The sequence below is a fragment of the Pseudomonas sp. CCI3.1 genome (assembly GCF_034313985.1).
GTDB lineage: Bacteria > Pseudomonadota > Gammaproteobacteria > Pseudomonadales > Pseudomonadaceae > Aquipseudomonas > Aquipseudomonas psychrophila.
In genome coordinates, this window is sequence record NZ_JAVIWO010000001.1 from 321,426 (window position 1) to 338,154 (window position 16,729).

Sequence of the window (16,729 nt, forward strand, 5' to 3'; positions counted from 1 at the left end):
CGTCAGGCCGCAGCGCGCAATGGGCGGGTGAGAGCCAGCCCGTCAGCATCGAACAGATGGCAATGCTCACTGTCCAGATGCAAGCTCAATTGCTCGCCGTACTGGCTTGCCATATCGCCCCTGATTCGCATGGTCAGTGGTTCGCCGCAGGCGGTTATTACGTGGCAGTAAGTGTCGCTACCCAGGCGTTCGCCGACATCGGCCGTGACGCTCAGGGCGCATTCACCGGGTTTGGCAAGGTTCAGGTGTTCCGGGCGGATGCCCAGAGTGACGGGGCTGCCCAGGCTCAGCGAGGCGCCGCTCAGGGGCAACTGGATACGGGTGCCGGCGTCCAGTTCGACTTCACAGCCCTGGCTATCGAGGCGAGTGATCTTGCCTTTCAAAAAGCCCATTTTAGGTGTGCCCAGAAAACCTGCGACAAACAGGTTGGCCGGCTGGTGATACAGATCCAGGGGCGAGCCGACCTGCTCGATTTTACCGGCATTGAGCACCACTACTTTGTCGGCCAGGGTCATGGCTTCGACCTGATCGTGGGTGACGTAAATCATCGTGGCTTGCAGCTCCTGGTGCAGGCGCGCCAGTTCCAGGCGCATTTGCACCCGCAGGGCGGCATCGAGGTTGGACAGTGGTTCGTCAAACAGGAAGATTTTCGGGTTGCGCACGATCGCACGTCCAATGGCCACGCGCTGACGCTGGCCGCCGGACAAGTGTTTGGGTTTGCGCTCAAGCAACGGCGCAAGCTCAAGGATCCGTGCCGCCTCGCTGACTTTTTTCTCGACTTCGGCTTTAGGTACGCCCGCCAGATCGAGGGCGAAGGACATGTTTTTGCGCACGCTCATGTGCGGGTACAGGGCGTAGGTCTGGAACACCATCGCCAGATCGCGCTTGGCCGGGCTGACCTGGGTGATGTCGCGACCGTCCAGCTCGATAGTGCCGTCAGTCACTTCTTCGAGCCCGGCAATCAGGCGCAGCAACGTTGATTTACCGCATCCCGATGGCCCGACAAATACTACGAATTCGCGGTCATGCACTTCAAGGTCGATACCCTTGATGATGGAAAAGCCTTCAAAACCCTTTTGCAGATTCTTGATTTTCAGGTTGGCCATGATGAGCCTCCAGTCATTATTGTTATTTAACCGCGCCGAAGGACAAGCCGCGTACCAGTTGCTTCTGGCTGATCCAGCCGAAAATCAGGATGGGCGCGCAGGCCAGTGTCGACACCGCTGACAACTTGGCCCAGAACAGGCCTTCGGGGCTTGAGTAGGACGCGATCAGCGCAGTCAGTGGCGCCGCACTGGACGAGGTCAGGTTCAGCGACCAGAAGGCCTCGTTCCAGCACAGGATCAACGACAACAGCAGGGTTGAGGCCAGACCGCCCTTGCTGATGGGCAGCAGCACACGAACCACCTCTTGCCACAGAGTGGCACCGTCAAGGCGGGCGGCTTCGAGGATGTCCTTGGGGATGTCCTTGAAGTAGGTGTAAATCATCCACACCACGATCGGCAGGTTGATCAGGGTGTAGATGATGATCAGCGCCGTGCGGGTATCGAGCAGGCCGAAGGTCTTGGCCAGGAGGTAGATCGGCATCAATACGCCCACGGGCGGCAGCATTTTGGTGGAGAGCATCCACAGCAGCGTGCCTTTGGTGCGCTTGGTTTCGTAGAACGCCATCGAATAGGCCGCCGGAATCGCGATCAGCATGCACAGGGCGGTTGCGGTGAACGAGATCACGACCGAGTTCCAGGCAAAGTGGAAGTAACCGCTGCGATCCTCGATGTGCAGGTAGTTTTCCAGGGTCGGGGTAAAGATGAACTGTGGCGGCGTGGCAAATGCATCCAGCTCGGTTTTAAAGCTGGTCAGCACCATCCAGAAGATCGGAAAGAAGATCAGGATGGCGATGGCCCAGGCCAGGGTGCCGAGCAGCAGGCTTTGCAGGCGGCGGGATTGTTGAAGAGTCATCACTGGGCCCTCACGGCTTGTCAGTCAGGTTTTTGCCGAGCATGCGCACCAGAATGATGGCCGCGATATTGGCGATGACGACGGCGATCAAGCCTCCGGCCGAGGCCATGCCCACATCGAACTGCACCAGCGCCTGGTTGTAGATCAGGTACGCCAGGTTGGTCGACGCATAGCCCGGACCACCGTTGGTGGTGGTAAAGATCTCGGCGAAGACCGACAGCAGGAAGATGGTTTCAATCATCACCACAACGGCAATGGGGCGCGCCAGATGGGGCAGAGTCAGGTGCCAGAAAATCGCAATAGGCCCGGCGCCATCCAGTCGGGCGGCTTCTTTTTGTTCCTGGTCCAGCGACTGCATGGCGGTCATGAGAATCAGGATTGCGAAGGGCAGCCATTGCCACGACACAATGATGATGATCGACAGCAACGGGTAGTGCGCGAGCCAGTCGACAGGTTGAGCGCCGAACAGCTTCCACACGGCGGCCAGCACGCCGGACACAGGATGGAAAATCAGGTTTTTCCAGATCAGCGCGCTCACCGTGGGCATGATGAAGAACGGTGAGATCAACAGCACCCGCACGATGCCGCGGCCCATGAACTCACTGGCTTCAAGCAGGGCGCTGATCAATACGCCGAGCACCACGCTGATCAGCAAGACACTGCCTACCAGCAACAGGGTATTGGACGCTCCGGGCAAGAAACCGGAGTCGGTGAGGAAGTAGGTGAAATTTTCCAGCCCCACAAACTGGTTTTCACCGGGGTACAGCAGGTTGTAGCGGATCAGCGAGAAATAGAGGGTCATGCCCAGTGGCACGATCATCCACAGCAGCAAGAGCGCCACTGAAGGCGTGACCAGAAACCAGCCCGGGTTGAACAGCCGCGATCGGCGCGCCGCAGGCGCAACGTCGACCGCGGCTATAACAGTTGAAGTCGTCATCGTGAATACACCTGAATTGCTTTTAGTGGGAGCGAGCCTGCTCGCGAAGGCCATTCGCGAGCAGGCTCGCTCCCACAGGAACTTCAGCGCCTACAGAGCTTGAGCCTTGCGCAAGCCAAGGTTGGATGCAGGTACTGCTATTTGGGATAACCCGCCCGTTTCATTTCGCGTTCGGTGGTTTGCTGGGCGGCTGCCAGCGCTTGGTCCACCGTGGTCTGGCCGATCAGGGCGGCGCTGAACAGTTTGCCGACCTGGGTGCCCACCGCCTGGAACTCGGGGATGGTCACCAGTTGAATACCCACATAGGGCACAGGCTTGAGCGTAGGGTCGTTGGGGTTGGCGACTTTCAGGGAATCGAGGGTGACTTTGGCAAACGGCGCTGCCTTGAGGTAAGCGTCGCTGTAGGTCGATGACCGGGTGCCCGGCGGAACATTGGCGATGCCGTCTTTTTCGGCAACCAGCGCGCCATATTCCTTGGAGGTGGCCCAGGTGCTGAAGGTTTTGGCGGCGTCCTTGGCTTTGGAACTGGTGGGGATCGCCAGCGCCCAGGAGTAGAGCCAGGCACTGCCTTTGTCGGTGACCGCCTGCGGGGCGAAGGTGAAGCCGACGTGATCGGACACTTTGCTCTGACTGCTGTCGGTGACAAACGAACCGGCGACACTGGCATCGACCCAAATTGCACATTTGCCGCTGTTGAACAGCGCCAGGTTTTCGTTGAAGCCGTTGCTGGTAGCGCCCGGTGGGCCCGAGGCCTTCATGGTATTGACGTAAAAGTTGAGGGCGTTCTTCCACTCGGGGCCGGTGAACTCAGGTTGCCACTGTTCGTTGAACCAGCGCGCTCCGTAGGCGTTGGCGATGGTGCTGATCAACGCCATGTTTTCGCCCCAGCCCGCTTTGCCGCGCAGGCAAATCCCGTACTGCTCCTGGTCCGGTTTGTTCAGGGTTTTGGCGAACTCGGCGATCTGCTCCCATGTAGGGTGCTCGGGCATGGTCAAGCCCGCGTCCTTGAACAGGTCGGTGCGGTAATAGGTCATTGAGCTTTCGGCATAGAACGGCAGGGCGTAGAGCGTGCCCTTGACTGACAAACCGTCGCGTACCGAAGGGAAGACATCCTCAATGGCGTAGGTGGCCGGCAGGTCGGTCATGGGTTCGAGCCAGCCTTTGGCTCCCCACAGTGCGGCTTCGTACATGCCGATGGTGAGCACGTCGAACTGGCCGCCCTGGGTGGCAATGTCCGTAGTCAGCCGTTGGCGCAAGACGTTTTCTTCCAGCACCACCCACTTGAGCTTGATGTCGGGGTGCTCGCTCTCGAAGGTTTTCGCCAGCTTTTGCATGCGGATCATGTCGCTGTTGTTGACCGTGGCGATGGTCAGGGTTTGCGCGCCCAGGCTCAAACCGCTGAGGGTCATGCACGTAGCGACACATAACGCTTTGACAGGAATATTCATTGAGCACTCCACTTCATTGGCCTGAGGCTTCTGAAGGACGGTTATTGTTTTTATAGCGGCTCGCATGGAGCAAGCGCCTGGGCGGATTACAGCCCTCAATCACCGTCGTGACAAATCACTGGCAACACTCAAACCGATACTATTTTGCACTGCGCAGACGTTCAGTCAGTCCCGGCTGGTTTTGCTCGGTCAAACGCTGCACTGCCAGACGCCGATAGTGTGATGGAGTCATGCCTTTTAGCTGCTGAAACCGGCGGTTGAAGTTGGAAATATTGTTGAAACCGGACTCGAAACACACGTCAGTGACGGGTTTTTCGCCATCGGCGAGCAGCTCGCAGGACTTGCTGATTCGCAAGCGATTGACGAACTCGATGAAGCAGCGCCCGGTGGCCTGCTTGAACACCCGTGAAAAGTAGGTGGGTTTCATGCCCATGTACTCGGCGACTTCTTCGAGGGGCAGTTCACGGGCGTAGTGGCTGAATATGTAGTCAACGGCCCGGTTGGTACGGTCTATGGTGTGCTCGTCTGCCAGCTGCCCGCAGGTAACACCGGACAACAACTGATAGTCATCACACTCTGCCAGCAGCTCCAGCAGGATCAAAAAATGTCCCAGGCGGGTAACGCCCGTGGCGCTGGCAATGCTCTGCATCAGGTCCATGGCCTTGCGGATTGTGGTTTTGCAACGAAACTCGATGCCGTAGTGGGCGCGTTCCAGCATCGGCGTCAGGGTCTTAAGTTCGGTGAACACCGAAGCGGCGTTATCGAGCAACTCATCGGTGAAGTTCACCAGCATGTCGCGCGTGGCAACCACTTCGCCTTCGGCCACCTGGCTGATCCAGTTGTGGGGCAGGTTGGGGCCGGTGAGGAACAAGGACTCCGGGTGGAAATTGCCAATATAGTCGCCGACAAACACTTTGCCGCTGCTGGCCACAATCAGGTGCAGCTCGTACTCCTTGTGAAAATGCCAGCGAACCAGAGGGCATGGGAAACCATGCTGACGATAAATAATCGACAAGCCATTGTGGTCGTCCATCAATTCATAAGACGGGTCTGTAGCTCTGGCGAGTCGAGTCATGGGCCTGTCTGCTCAAAGGTTCTTGTTGAGCCGATGATGACGTCTTCTCATACTTCCTGCCAGCGACGTTACGGCCAGACAAAGGATAAAGGGCAATGAAGACACTGTTGTTGATAGGCATGGGGGCAGGCGATCCGGAGCACATCACCGTGCAGGCGATCAATGCGTTGAACCGGGCCTGCGTGTTCTTTGTTCTGGACAAGGGCCAGACCACTGACGATCTGGTGCGTCTGCGTCTGGAAATATGCGAGCGCTACATCCGCGAGCCGCGTTATCGGGTGGTACAGGTTAACGACCCCAGGCGCGACAGTTCAACGCCCTCGTATACCCAGGGCGTAGAAGACTGGCATGAGCAGCGGGCGTGCGTGTTTGCGCAGTTGATTGATCACGAACTGGCCGACGGCGAGTGCGGAGCGTTTTTGCTGTGGGGCGAACCGGGGCTGTATGACAGCACCTTGCGTATCCTGGATCGGGTGCGGGCCAACGGTTGCACCGATTTCGACTACCAGGTGATCCCGGGCATCAGCAGCGTGCAGGCGCTGGCCGCCCGCCATCGGATTCCCCTGAATGATATTGGCCAACCGATTCGCATCACCACGGGGCGTCGCCTGACGGCTCAGGACCTGGACAACGTGGTGGTCATGCTCGACGCCCACTGTGCCTTCGAGGCCTTCGTCGATGAAGACGTCGACATTTACTGGGGCGCTTACATCGGCACAGCAGACGAGATCCTGATTGCGGGCAAGCTGGCTGACGTCTGCGAGCACATCAAGCAGAGCCGCAGCGCGGCCAGAAAGCGCAAAGGCTGGGTGATGGACACGTATCTGCTAAGAAGACGGCCTGTAGATTGACATGATTCCTACATCAAAGTCGGATCGTGATTACGGTGTCAATTCTGGGTGGGAGGTAGCTTTCGCGATTCAGACGAAAAACAAAAAGCAGGAAATACGATGATGCGTAAAGTTTCCCCGGCTTACCTCCCGGCAATAGATGGGCTGCGCGCCATCGCCGTTATCGCTGTAATCCTTTTTCATGCCGACTTTCTGAACGTGCTCCCCGGTGGCTTCACCGGGGTCGACCTGTTCTTCGTGATCTCGGGTTATGTGATCAGCCAGTCCCTTTGCGACCGGGGGCATTCGGGTTTTGTCGACTATTTGAAAGCGTTTTATAGGCGCCGGCTGTTGCGTATTTTGCCGGCGCTGTTGGTTGTGCTGGTGGTCACTTTCCTGGTGTCGGCCCTGTTTGTGCCTCAGTCCTGGCTAAGTGAACAGAACAGTCGTACAGGGCTGGCGGCCTTTTTTGGGGTCAGTAATGTCGTGCTGGCCTGGAATCCCGATACCTACTTTTCTCCGGGCGCCGAGCTCAACCCGTTTTTGCATACCTGGTCGCTAGGGGTTGAAGAGCAGTATTACGTGGTCTTCCCGGTGCTGTATTTCCTGTGGCTTCGTTTTAATAAAAACAGCGCTCTGGTGTGGGCCGTGCTGCCGGTATTGGCCATCGCCTCGCTGGTGACCAGTGCCCTGGAGACAAAAACCGATCAGCTCTCGGCCTTTTACTTGCTTCCTGGCCGGTTCTGGGAGCTGGCCGCGGGCGCCATATTGTTCCAACTGATAGCGACGCGGCGCGCTTCACTGCGCTCCAGACCGCTTGCAAGCCTGCTGCTGGCAAGCGGTCTGGCACTGGTACTGGCAGGGTTTGTGTATGCCGAAGGCCAAGACTTCCCTTTCCCGTGGGCGATAGCGACGGTGCTGGGGGCGGTGCTGATGATCGCTGCGCTGGCACTCCCTGCCGATGGTTACGGCTCGCCGTTGCAGCGCCTACTGCAGGCGCCGTGGGTGACCTACATCGGTCGTTTGTCGTTTTCCCTGTATTTGTGGCACTGGCCCGTTGCGGTGTTTTTACGCTGGACCACGGGGACAGAGCTGCTGGTCGTCCAGTTAGTGTATCCGGTGGTGGTGATGGCGCTGGCGGCAGCCTCCTATCACTGGATCGAAATCCCCGTGCGCACCGGTAAATCAGCGTGGCAGCGCCAGGCCTGGAGTACATTCGCCTTCAGTTTCAGCGCTGTGATCCTGCTCTGGTGGTCGGCGTTTTGGGTGGCGGACAACACTGAGCAGTTATCCCTGAGCCAAACCCGTGACACCTACACCTGGTATGCCTATAGGCATTACCCAAGGGAAGACGTGCTAAAGATCGAGGACCCGCAGGTTAACGGACGGCAGCTTTTTGTGATCGGGGATTCACATACGGCGGCCTACCGAACGCTGCTTAACAGCGTGTCGCTGAAACTCGGGATCAAGGTGGTGGAGTACGAGCAGGGCGGGTGCAGTGTGGTGAGTCTGATGGCTGGTGATCCGGCGAGCTGCGCAGTTCGTCAGGAAGCCGACTTGCGAGATATCGAGAGCAAAGCCAATCCGGGGGACATTGTCTTTCTGGCATCCTTGAGAATGCCGGAAATGGTAAATGTAGCTTTTGAGCAGGCGCTGTCCCTGCAGACAGTAGAGAACCATGATGCGGCCCGAAGGTCCGCTGAGGTTGTGCTGGCCAGGCTGACAGCCGCCAAAATCCAGATACTGATGGATGCGCCCAAACCGCTGTTCAGGGCCCCCCCCAATCGCTGTTCTGACTGGTTCAATCGAATGAATCCAGTGTGCGCAGCTGGCCTGACGGTAGAAGGCTGGCAGCTCGAACGCTTGCGCGCACCACAAATGCAGCTGCTTGACCAGTTGCAACGCGAGTACCCCAGCCTGACCGTCTGGGACCCGTTCCCGTTTTTATGTCCTGGAGCGGTATGTTCGGCCTATGACACCAACGGCCTGCCACTGTTTTTTGACTCGAACCATCTCAGTGGCCACGGAAACCGGGTGCTTGAGCCGTCCTTCAGAGCCGTTCTGCTGAGTATCTGGAGGCGCAGTTAGTCAGAGGCGATTCTTGGCTTCGATCCACTGCGACATGTATTGGGTACTTTTGTGCTGGTGATGTCGCAGCATCGCCCCGGTGAAGTTGTTACGCCGATGCTGCTCAAGTTCAGCGCGGCACCCTTGGATGCGCGCAACCAGCGCCGGGCCGTGTACCCCTTGCAGGTAGCGCGCTTCAAGCAGCGCCTGGCCATTGCGTTGGGCCTGATGCCAGGCCTCGGGGTTCTGGTACAGCTCGACCGCAGCCGCCGCGATTGCGCTGGCACTCTGCTCGATGGCACCGGCCCACGGCAGATCACCGTGCATGCCCTCGGCGCCCACGGGCGTGGTGACGTTGGGGGTACCGCACAGCATGGCATCGGCGATTTTGCCCTTGATACCTGCGCCAAAACGCAGCGGGGCCATGCAAACACGGGCATTGCTCATCACTTCGAGTGCGTCTTCTGCCCAGTTGAGCACGTTAAAACCCTGAGCCGGGTTATGCAATGCGGTGGCCTTGGGCGGTGTGTAGGCGCCGTAGACATGCAGTTGGGCGGCGGGCAGTTGCTGGCGGATCAAGGGCCACACATGGGTCTTCATCCACAGCACGGCATCCCAGTTCGGCGCGTGGCGAAAATTGCCGATGCTTAAAAAGTGCTGACGCTGTTCATACGGCACGAACGCCTCAGGCACGCTGTCGACCATCAGCGGGCACCAGTGCAGCAGGGCCTTGGGCACGTTGAACTGCTCGACCAGCAGATCGATCTCGTATTCTGAAATCATCAGGTTCAGGTCACTGCGATAGATCGCGGCAATCTCCCGTTGGGCCAGGTCGGCGTCGGCCATCTGCTCAAAAGTGTCGCGCTGCGCCGGGGCGAACAGGCTGCTGAAATCGTCCTGCTCGGTGTTTTGCTTGAGCCGCGCCTTGAGTTGCAGGTGACGGGCATCGCGCAGGCTTTGCAGATCGGAGGTTTCCAGCACGCGCAAGGCTTGGGGGCAATGCTTCTCGACGCGCCAGCCGAATTGCTCCTCCATCATGAAACGGTCGAACAGCACGATATCCGGGGCCAGTTCGGTGATAAAGGCATCAAAGCTGCTGTTATTGAGCTCGATCGTGACTTCGTCGATGCCTAGCGCTGCAAGGTCGGCCTTGTGCTCGCCAATCCCGGCCGGGCTGCTGAACGTGATCTGCCAGCCTTGCTGCAAGAAACTCTCGATGATTTGCATCATGTGCCCGCCCGCCGCCGAAGAGCGCGGTTCGGGCCACACGTAACCAATGATCAGGACGCGGGTCGGGCAGGTGGAGGGCATGGGCAGATCCTTGAAGCAAGGCGGCTAAAAAAAGGTGGCAATTAGAACACAAGTGCATGCAGCACCGATCCCTGCAGTCAGGTTTTGCGCGATTCCTGCGGAAGCTGGCCTGCCAGCGATGCAGGCGGTGAGGTGTTGCAGATACACCGCAATGATGCCATCGCCAGCAGGCTGGCTCCCACAGTAGTCAGTTGACCTGTTACAACGCACTGCGTAGCCTTGCGCGTTCGAGGTTCTTCGCAACGCGAAGCTAAGAAGGGAACGCGGTATGCCGCGGCTGCCCCCGCAACTGTAAACGGTCATTTACCTTGCTACGCCACTGCTGAATACGCGGGAAGGCGCAGGGTAGGGCTCAGCTCAGACTGATGCCCAGCCGTAAGCCAGGAGACCTGCCTCGTGACAGATTCTTACTTCAACCGGGCGGGGTGATCCGGTGGCGAAGACTGACCGCGCACTGCCTGCGGTCGTCGTCCCGTATGCCCGCCGCTTAGCACAAGGGCATCCGATGAAAACACTGGCCAAAACCCCCGTTACGATCGTTACCGGGTTTCTCGGTTCGGGCAAAACCACGTTGCTGCGCCACATGCTCGATAACGCCCAGGGCCGTCGCATTGCCGTGATCGTCAATGAATTCGGCGAGCTGGGCATCGATGGAGAGATCCTCAAGCAGTGCACCATCGGCTGCACCGAAGAAGAAGCCAACGGTCGTGTGTACGAGCTGGCCAACGGCTGCCTGTGCTGCACCGTGCAGGAAGAGTTCTTCCCGGTCATGCGTGAACTGGTTGCTCGTCGTGGCGATATCGACCATATCCTGATCGAAACCTCCGGTCTGGCTCTGCCAAAACCGTTGGTGCAAGCCTTCCAGTGGCCAGAAATCCGCAGCGCCTGCACCGTGGATGCGGTGATTACCGTGGTCGACAGCCCGGCCGTGGCCGCTGGCACCTTTGCCGCGTTCCCGGACCAGGTTGATGCCCAGCGCAAGCTTGATCCGAACCTGGACCATGAGTCGCCGCTGCACGAGCTGTTCGCTGATCAACTGGCCAGTGCTGATCTGGTGATCCTCAACAAGGCCGACCTGATCAGCCCTGAAGACCTGGCAAAAGTGCGCGCCGAAGTGGCTGAAGAACTGCCGCCAGCAGTCAAGATCATTGAAGCCAGCAGCGGCCGCTTGCCGTTGGACGTGTTGCTGGGTCTGGGCGCAGGCTCTGAAGATCATATCGATGGCCGCCACAGCCACCATGACCATCACCACGACGGCGATGATGACCACGACGACCACGACCACGACGCTTTCGACTCGATTTCCATCGAGCTGCCGGAGGGCGAGGAGCGTGTACTGATGGAAGCGCTGACCCAGTTGGTGGTCAAGCACGGCATTCTGCGGGTCAAGGGCTTTGCGGCGATCCCGGGCAAGCCGATGCGCCTGCTGATTCAGGGTGTGGGCACGCGCTTTGACAAGCACTTCGACCGCGCCTGGGGCCGTGACGAAGCGCGCACCACCAAGCTGGTGCTGATCGGTCAGGACCTCGACGCAGCACTGCTCGAATCCACCCTGCGCACAGCGTTGAGCGTATAAGTCATGCATTTGCTCAGGACCCAGCCCGGTGGCTTTGTATCGGATGACAATATTGCCGACTTGGGGCAGACCCCCGCCGAGCTGGTGATCCTGTGCAGTGGTGATTCAAGCCTGGCACTGCTTGCCGAAGCGGCACAGCAGTTGCCTGAAGATTATCCAAGCCTGCGTCTGGCCAATCCGATGCAGGTGCAAAACCATGGCTCGGTCGACTTGTATGTCGATCAGGTGCTGCAACACGCCAAGGTGATTTTGCTGTCGCTGCACGGCGGCATCGGCTATTGGCGCTACGGCATCGAGCGCCTGGTGCAGTTGGCTGAGCGTGGTGTCACCCTGATTCTGGTACCCGGCGACGACCGTCCCGACCCGGAACTCAGCGCGCTGAGCACCGTCCCGGCCGAACAGGGCGAGCGTCTGTGGCACTTTTTGCGCCAGGGCGGGCGGCATAACGCCCAGCAGCTCTATCGCTACCTGGCCAGTCAATGGCTGGGCCGCGATTATGCATGGGATGAGCCGCAGACCCTGCCGCGCACCGCGATTTATCATCCGCAGCACACCAACGCTCAACTCAAGGACTGGCAGGCCCAATGGCTCGTCGGGCAACCCGTGGCGGCGCTGTTGTTCTATCGCTCGCACTTGCAGGCGGCCAATACCGGTTTTGTCGATGTGTTTTGCCAGCGCCTTCAGGCCGCCGGGCTCAACCCTTTGCCGATTGCCGTGGCCAGCCTCAAGGAACCTGGCTGCCTGGCGGTGGTTCAGGACCTGCTGGACGACGTTGACGCCGGGGTGATCCTCAACACAACCGGTTTTGCCCAGTCGAGCCCGGAAGCCCCGCATTTGCGCCCGTTTCGCCGCAATATCCCGGTGATCCAGGCCATTTGTGCCCAGGACAACGAGCCCGGCTGGCAAGCTAGCGACCAAGGGCTGGGGCCACGTGACCTGGCGATGCATATCGCCTTGCCTGAACTGGATGGGCGAATCATCAGCCGTGCGATCAGCTTCAAGGATCTGGCATGGCGCAGCGAACGCAGTCAGTCGGATGTGGTGTGTTATCGCGCCCATCCCGAGCGTATGGATTTTGTCGCAGAACTGGCGCGGCGATGGGTTGAGTTGAGCCGTGTGGCGAACCCGCAAAAAAGGATTGCACTGATTCTGGCCAACTATCCGACCCGCGATGGCCGGATCGGCAACGGTGTGGGGCTGGATACTCCGGCGGCGGCATTGAATATTCTGCGTGCCTTGCAGGCTCAGGGGTATCCCGTGGACTGCGAGCTGCCCGAGACCGGCACCGCGTTGATACAGGCTTTGTTGGGGGGCGTCAGCAATGACCTGGACACTCTCGATCTCCGCCCCTGCATGCAAAGCCTGGGGCTGGATGAGTACCTGGCGATGTTCAATGGATTGCCCCAGGTCAATCGCCAGGCGGTGATTGAGCGTTGGGGCGAGCCGCAAAATGATCCGATGTTTCGCAGTGGGCGGCTGATGATCGCCGGTCTGCGTTTTGGCCTGACCTTTGTCGGCATCCAGCCGGCGCGAGGTTATCAGGTCGATGCCAGTGCGGTGTATCACGATCCGGATCTGGTGCCGCCACACGGCTATCTGGCGTTCTACTTCTGGCTGCGCAACACCTATGGTGCCCACGCTGTGGTGCATGTGGGCAAGCACGGCAATCTGGAGTGGCTGCCCGGCAAGGGCGTCGGACTGTCCGAAAACTGCTGGCCGGATGCAATTCTGGGGCCGATGCCCAACGTCTACCCCTTTATCGTCAATGACCCAGGCGAAGGCGCCCAGGCCAAGCGTCGCACCCAAGCGGTGATCATCGACCATTTGATGCCGCCGCTGACCCGTGCTGAAACCTACGGGCCGCTGCGTGATCTGGAGTTGCTGGCCGACGAATATTACGAAGCGCAGTTGCTCGACCCCCGACGCGCCCGTGAGTTGCAACGGGACATTCTCGCCCTGGTGCGTGAAACCCGTATCGACCGCGAGCTGCAACTGGACGAGAAGCTGGACAGCGACGCTGACGCGGCGATCTGGCTACCCCGGCTGGACACCTATCTGTGCGATCTCAAAGAGTCACAAATCCGCGATGGGCTGCATATTTTTGGCGAGTCGCCGGCCGGGCGCTTGCGCATCGACACCTTGCTGGCGTTGTTGCGCATCCCTCGCGGCGATGGTCGTGGCGCGCAATCGAGCATTCTGCGGGCGCTGGCCAAGGCTTTCGAGCTGGGCTTCGATCCGCTGGACTGCGCACTGGCCGAGCCCTGGACTGCGCGTCAGCCCGCTGTGTTGCAAGCCGTCACCGATGAGCGTTGGCGTACGGCGGGGGACACCCGCGAGCGGCTGGAGCTTTATGCGGCGCAGTTGATCGAACAGGCGTTGGAGGGCTCGCTGAAATTGCCTAGCACCGAGCAATGGGTCGAGGTCAGGGGGATTTTCGACGCGCTGCTTGAAGTCGTCGCGCCGCGTCTGGATGCCTGCGGCCCCGCCGAGATGCAGGGTCTGCTCGATGCCCTTGAGGGACGCTTTGTACCGGCAGGGCCCAGTGGTGCGCCGAGTCGCGGGCGACTCGATGTGCTGCCCACGGGTCGCAACTTTTTTTCAGTGGATGTGCGCAACCTGCCGACCACGACGGCCTGGCGAATCGGCTTTCAGTCAGCAAACCTTATTCTTGAGCGCCATTTGCAGGATCACGGCGACCATCTGCGCCAGCTTGGCTTGTCGGTATGGGGCACGGCGACCATGCGTACGGGCGGTGATGATATCGCCCAGGCCATGGCGCTGATGGGCGTACGCCCGGTATGGGCCACCGGCAGCCAGCGAGTGGATGACTTTGAAATTCTGCCGGCAAGCCTTCTGGACCGTCCACGGGTTGACGTGACCTTGCGGGTTTCGGGGTTTTTCCGCGATGCGTTTGCCAATCTGATTCGCCTGTTCGATGCCGCCGTGCAAGCCGTGGCGGCACTGGATGACCCGGATGATCTAAACCCGCTGGCGGCCAAGGTACGCAGCGAGCGTGAACAGCTGGAGCGCGATGGACTGTCACCCGAACTGGCCGCGCGCCAGGCGGGCTGGCGGGTGTTTGGCGCCAAGCCAGGCGCCTATGGTGCCGGGGTGCAGAACGCGATTGATGGCCGTGTGTGGCAAAGCCGAGATGACCTGGCCCAGGTGTACCTCAACTGGGGCGGTTATGCCTATGGTGTCGCCGATGAAGGCACGGCGGCCCGCGGCCAGTTTGCCCAGCGTCTGGGGCAGATGCAGGCTGTGGTACAAAACCAGGATAATCGCGAACACGACCTGCTTGATTCCAATGATTACTACCAGTTCCAGGGCGGCATGCTGGCCGCTGTGGAGACGTTGCGCGGGGAGGCTGCAGCCAGCTATCACGGTGATCACAGCCAGCCGGACTTGCCGAAGATTCGCACCCTCAAGGAGGAGTTGAACCGGGTAATCCGCTCCCGGGCAGCCAATCCGAAATGGATCGACGGGGTCAAGCGCCACGGTTATAAAGGCGCGTTCGAAATGGCCGCGACCCTGGACAACCTGTTTGCGTTCGATGCCACCACGCATTTGATCGACGACCATCAATACGCCTTGCTGGCGGATGCCTACCTGCTGGACCCTGATACCCGCGAGTTTGTTCGCGAGCACAACCCGCACGCTTTGCGTGACATGACCGAGCGCTTGCTGGAGGCTCAGCAGCGCGGCCTTTGGAGTGAGCCCGGGGAATATCAGGCGGCACTGGAAAACTTGCTGCTGGATATAGAAGAAGAGTGAAGGGCTTTTTGAAGTCGATCAACATTCTACGATTTGGAATCCGAAAACATGACTGACACCCCGCATTTCCCGTTATCGGCGGTGGTCGGCGCGGACTCGTTGAAACTTGCGCTGTGCCTCACGGCCATCGACCCCAGGATTGGCGGCGTGCTGATTGAAGGTCCCCGCGGCATGGCTAAATCTACCCTTGCCCGTGGGCTGGCAGATCTGCTCGCCAGCGGCCAGTTCGTGACCTTGCCTTTGGGGGCTACTGAAGAGCGACTGGTCGGCACCCTCGATCTGGACGCCGCACTCGGGCAAGGCAAGGCGCAGTTCTCACCGGGTGTGTTGGCCAAGGCCGACGGTGGCGTGCTGTATGTCGACGAAGTGAATTTACTCGCAGACCATCTAGTGGATGTGCTGCTGGATGTGGCCGCAAGCGGTACCAATGTGGTCGAGCGCGATGGCATTTCCCATCGCCACTCTGCCCGCTTTGTGCTGATTGGCACCATGAACCCGGAAGAAGGCGAGTTGCGCCCCCAGTTACTCGACCGTTTTGGGCTTAATGTAGCCATGAGCGGCCAGCCGCAACCGTCCGAACGTGGAGAAATCATTCGTCGTCGTCTGGCCTTTGATGCTGACCCGCACGGGTTTTGCGCGCAGTGGGAAGAGGCGCAAAGGGCGTTGCGCCAGCGCTGCCAGCATGCCCGGGAGTTGCTGAACGGAATCGCCCTGGATGATCAATCGCTCGCGGTGATCGCCGAGCGCTGTTTTGCAGCTGCGGTGGACGGCATGCGTGCCGATTTGGTCTGGCTGCGTGCTGCACGAGCCCATGCCGCATGGCGCGGTGCCACTGCCATTAGCCTGGACGATATCGATGCCGTGGCCGAGTTTGCCTTGCGCCATCGACGTCGCGAGCAGACGGGGCAGGCGCCGACGCCAGAGCAGCCGCAATCACAGCCTCAATCCAGTCACGCTTCGTCCGGTTCTGGCCAGGGCCAGTGGGGCGAGTTGCCTGCCCAGGCCCAGGCCATGGGTGCGCGTCGTGAAGTGCCGAGCTGGCCAAAAAAGCCCTAGGCATTCGTCCCCGATCTGATACGGGGGCGGATGCCAGACCCCGGGCCGGGCATCTCGCAACGGGCAAGCAGGGTGCTAGCCGCAGTGCCCGCAGCGGGATGATCGACTGGGTGCAAACCTTGCTCCGTGGCCGCCCACGCCAGCGCGCTGACCTGGTTCATAAAACCCGGCACAGTGCAGCGCAGGAACTGTGGCTGGTGGTGGTGGATGCATCGGCTTCAACCCGGCGGCATCAGGCCTTGAGTGATGCCAAGGGGCTGCTTGCCCAGTTGTTCGAGGATGCGTATCGCCAGCGTGCCCGGGTGGCCGTAATGACTGCCAGCGGTAGTTCGCCAGTGTGGCAGGTCACCGGGGTTAAGGCTTCGGCGGCGCTCAATGACTGGCTGGCACAGCTGGGTGCCGGTGGCGGTACACCGTTGCTCCAGGCCTTGCAGGAAGTCGAGAAATGGCTTGATCGGCGGCGTAAGCAGTTCCCGCAGGAGCAACAGCGTTTTCTACTGTTGACCGATGGTCGCTTGAAAGACTGGCCGGTATTGCCCGTGTTCAATTGCCCGGGGCTGTTGATCGATATCGAGCGAGGCCCGATTCGTCTCGGTCGCGCGCCTCAATTGGCGGCGGATTTGAATGCACAATACCTGCACATTGATGGCTAGAGACCAAGTGCCGCGGTGGGGGCGGGGTTGCTGGCGATGGCCT

The 16,729-nt window shown here is 59.9% G+C and carries 12 protein-coding genes and 1 riboswitch; of the genes, 6 read left to right on the forward strand and 6 right to left on the reverse strand.

Features of this window, described 5'->3' with window-relative positions; all coding sequences use genetic code 11:
* Positions 1-2: 2 nt before the first annotated feature.
* The 5 genes from RGV06_RS01270 to RGV06_RS01290 form a co-directional block, all read right to left on the reverse strand.
* Positions 3-1,106, reverse strand: coding sequence for an ABC transporter ATP-binding protein (locus RGV06_RS01270; protein WP_019827182.1), 1,104 nt, complete (start codon positions 1,104-1,106; stop codon positions 3-5).
* 22 nt (positions 1,107-1,128) lie between these two features.
* Positions 1,129-1,962 (reverse strand): carbohydrate ABC transporter permease, encoded by an 834-nt coding sequence (locus RGV06_RS01275; protein WP_037032568.1) that lies wholly within the window; start codon positions 1,960-1,962, stop codon positions 1,129-1,131.
* A 7-nt stretch (positions 1,963-1,969) separates the two neighbouring features.
* Entirely contained in the window at positions 1,970-2,896 is a 927-nt protein-coding gene (locus tag RGV06_RS01280; protein ID WP_322149139.1) for a carbohydrate ABC transporter permease, read from the reverse strand.
* A 137-nt stretch (positions 2,897-3,033) separates the two neighbouring features.
* Positions 3,034-4,344, reverse strand: coding sequence for an ABC transporter substrate-binding protein (locus RGV06_RS01285; RefSeq protein ID WP_019827179.1), 1,311 nt, complete (start codon positions 4,342-4,344; stop codon positions 3,034-3,036).
* A 139-nt stretch (positions 4,345-4,483) separates the two neighbouring features.
* The gene (locus RGV06_RS01290; protein WP_046810876.1) at positions 4,484-5,419 is read right to left on the reverse strand and encodes an AraC family transcriptional regulator; all 936 of its coding nucleotides are present in this window, start codon (positions 5,417-5,419) and stop codon (positions 4,484-4,486) included.
* A 95-nt stretch (positions 5,420-5,514) separates the two neighbouring features.
* Here RGV06_RS01290 and cobF point away from each other — a divergent pair, with 95 nt between their 5' ends.
* Together cobF and RGV06_RS01300 are read left to right on the forward strand one after the other, a co-directional pair.
* The gene (cobF, locus tag RGV06_RS01295) at positions 5,515-6,270 is read left to right on the forward strand and encodes a precorrin-6A synthase (deacetylating) (protein WP_322149140.1); all 756 of its coding nucleotides are present in this window, start codon (positions 5,515-5,517) and stop codon (positions 6,268-6,270) included.
* 99 nt (positions 6,271-6,369) lie between these two features.
* Complete coding sequence (locus RGV06_RS01300) at positions 6,370-8,337, forward strand: acyltransferase family protein (RefSeq protein WP_322149141.1); 1,968 nt, start codon at positions 6,370-6,372, stop codon at positions 8,335-8,337.
* Here RGV06_RS01300 and RGV06_RS01305 read toward each other — a convergent pair whose 3' ends face one another.
* Positions 8,338-9,627, reverse strand: coding sequence for a glycosyltransferase (locus RGV06_RS01305; RefSeq protein WP_046810874.1), 1,290 nt, complete (start codon positions 9,625-9,627; stop codon positions 8,338-8,340). It lies immediately after the preceding gene.
* A 213-nt stretch (positions 9,628-9,840) separates the two neighbouring features.
* Positions 9,841-10,039: riboswitch (cobalamin riboswitch) on the forward strand.
* A 93-nt stretch (positions 10,040-10,132) separates the two neighbouring features.
* Here RGV06_RS01305 and cobW point away from each other — a divergent pair.
* The 4 genes from cobW to RGV06_RS01325 all read left to right on the forward strand — a co-directional run bounded on the left by cobW (position 10,133) and on the right by RGV06_RS01325 (position 16,686).
* Positions 10,133-11,203: a cobalamin biosynthesis protein CobW gene (gene cobW, locus RGV06_RS01310; protein WP_019827174.1), complete on the forward strand. Its 1,071-nt coding sequence runs from the start codon at positions 10,133-10,135 to the stop codon at positions 11,201-11,203.
* 3 nt (positions 11,204-11,206) lie between these two features.
* Positions 11,207-14,977: a cobaltochelatase subunit CobN gene (cobN, locus tag RGV06_RS01315; protein WP_322149144.1), complete on the forward strand. Its 3,771-nt coding sequence runs from the start codon at positions 11,207-11,209 to the stop codon at positions 14,975-14,977.
* A gap of 48 nt (positions 14,978-15,025) precedes the next feature.
* Positions 15,026-16,033 carry an ATP-binding protein gene (locus RGV06_RS01320; RefSeq protein ID WP_019827172.1) on the forward strand — a complete coding sequence of 336 codons (1,008 nt, stop codon included), beginning with the start codon at positions 15,026-15,028 and terminating at the stop codon, positions 16,031-16,033.
* Positions 16,034-16,131: 98 nt separating this feature from the next.
* Entirely contained in the window at positions 16,132-16,686 is a 555-nt protein-coding gene (locus RGV06_RS01325) for a vWA domain-containing protein (protein WP_019827171.1), read from the forward strand.
* Positions 16,687-16,729: the final 43 nt, after the last annotated feature.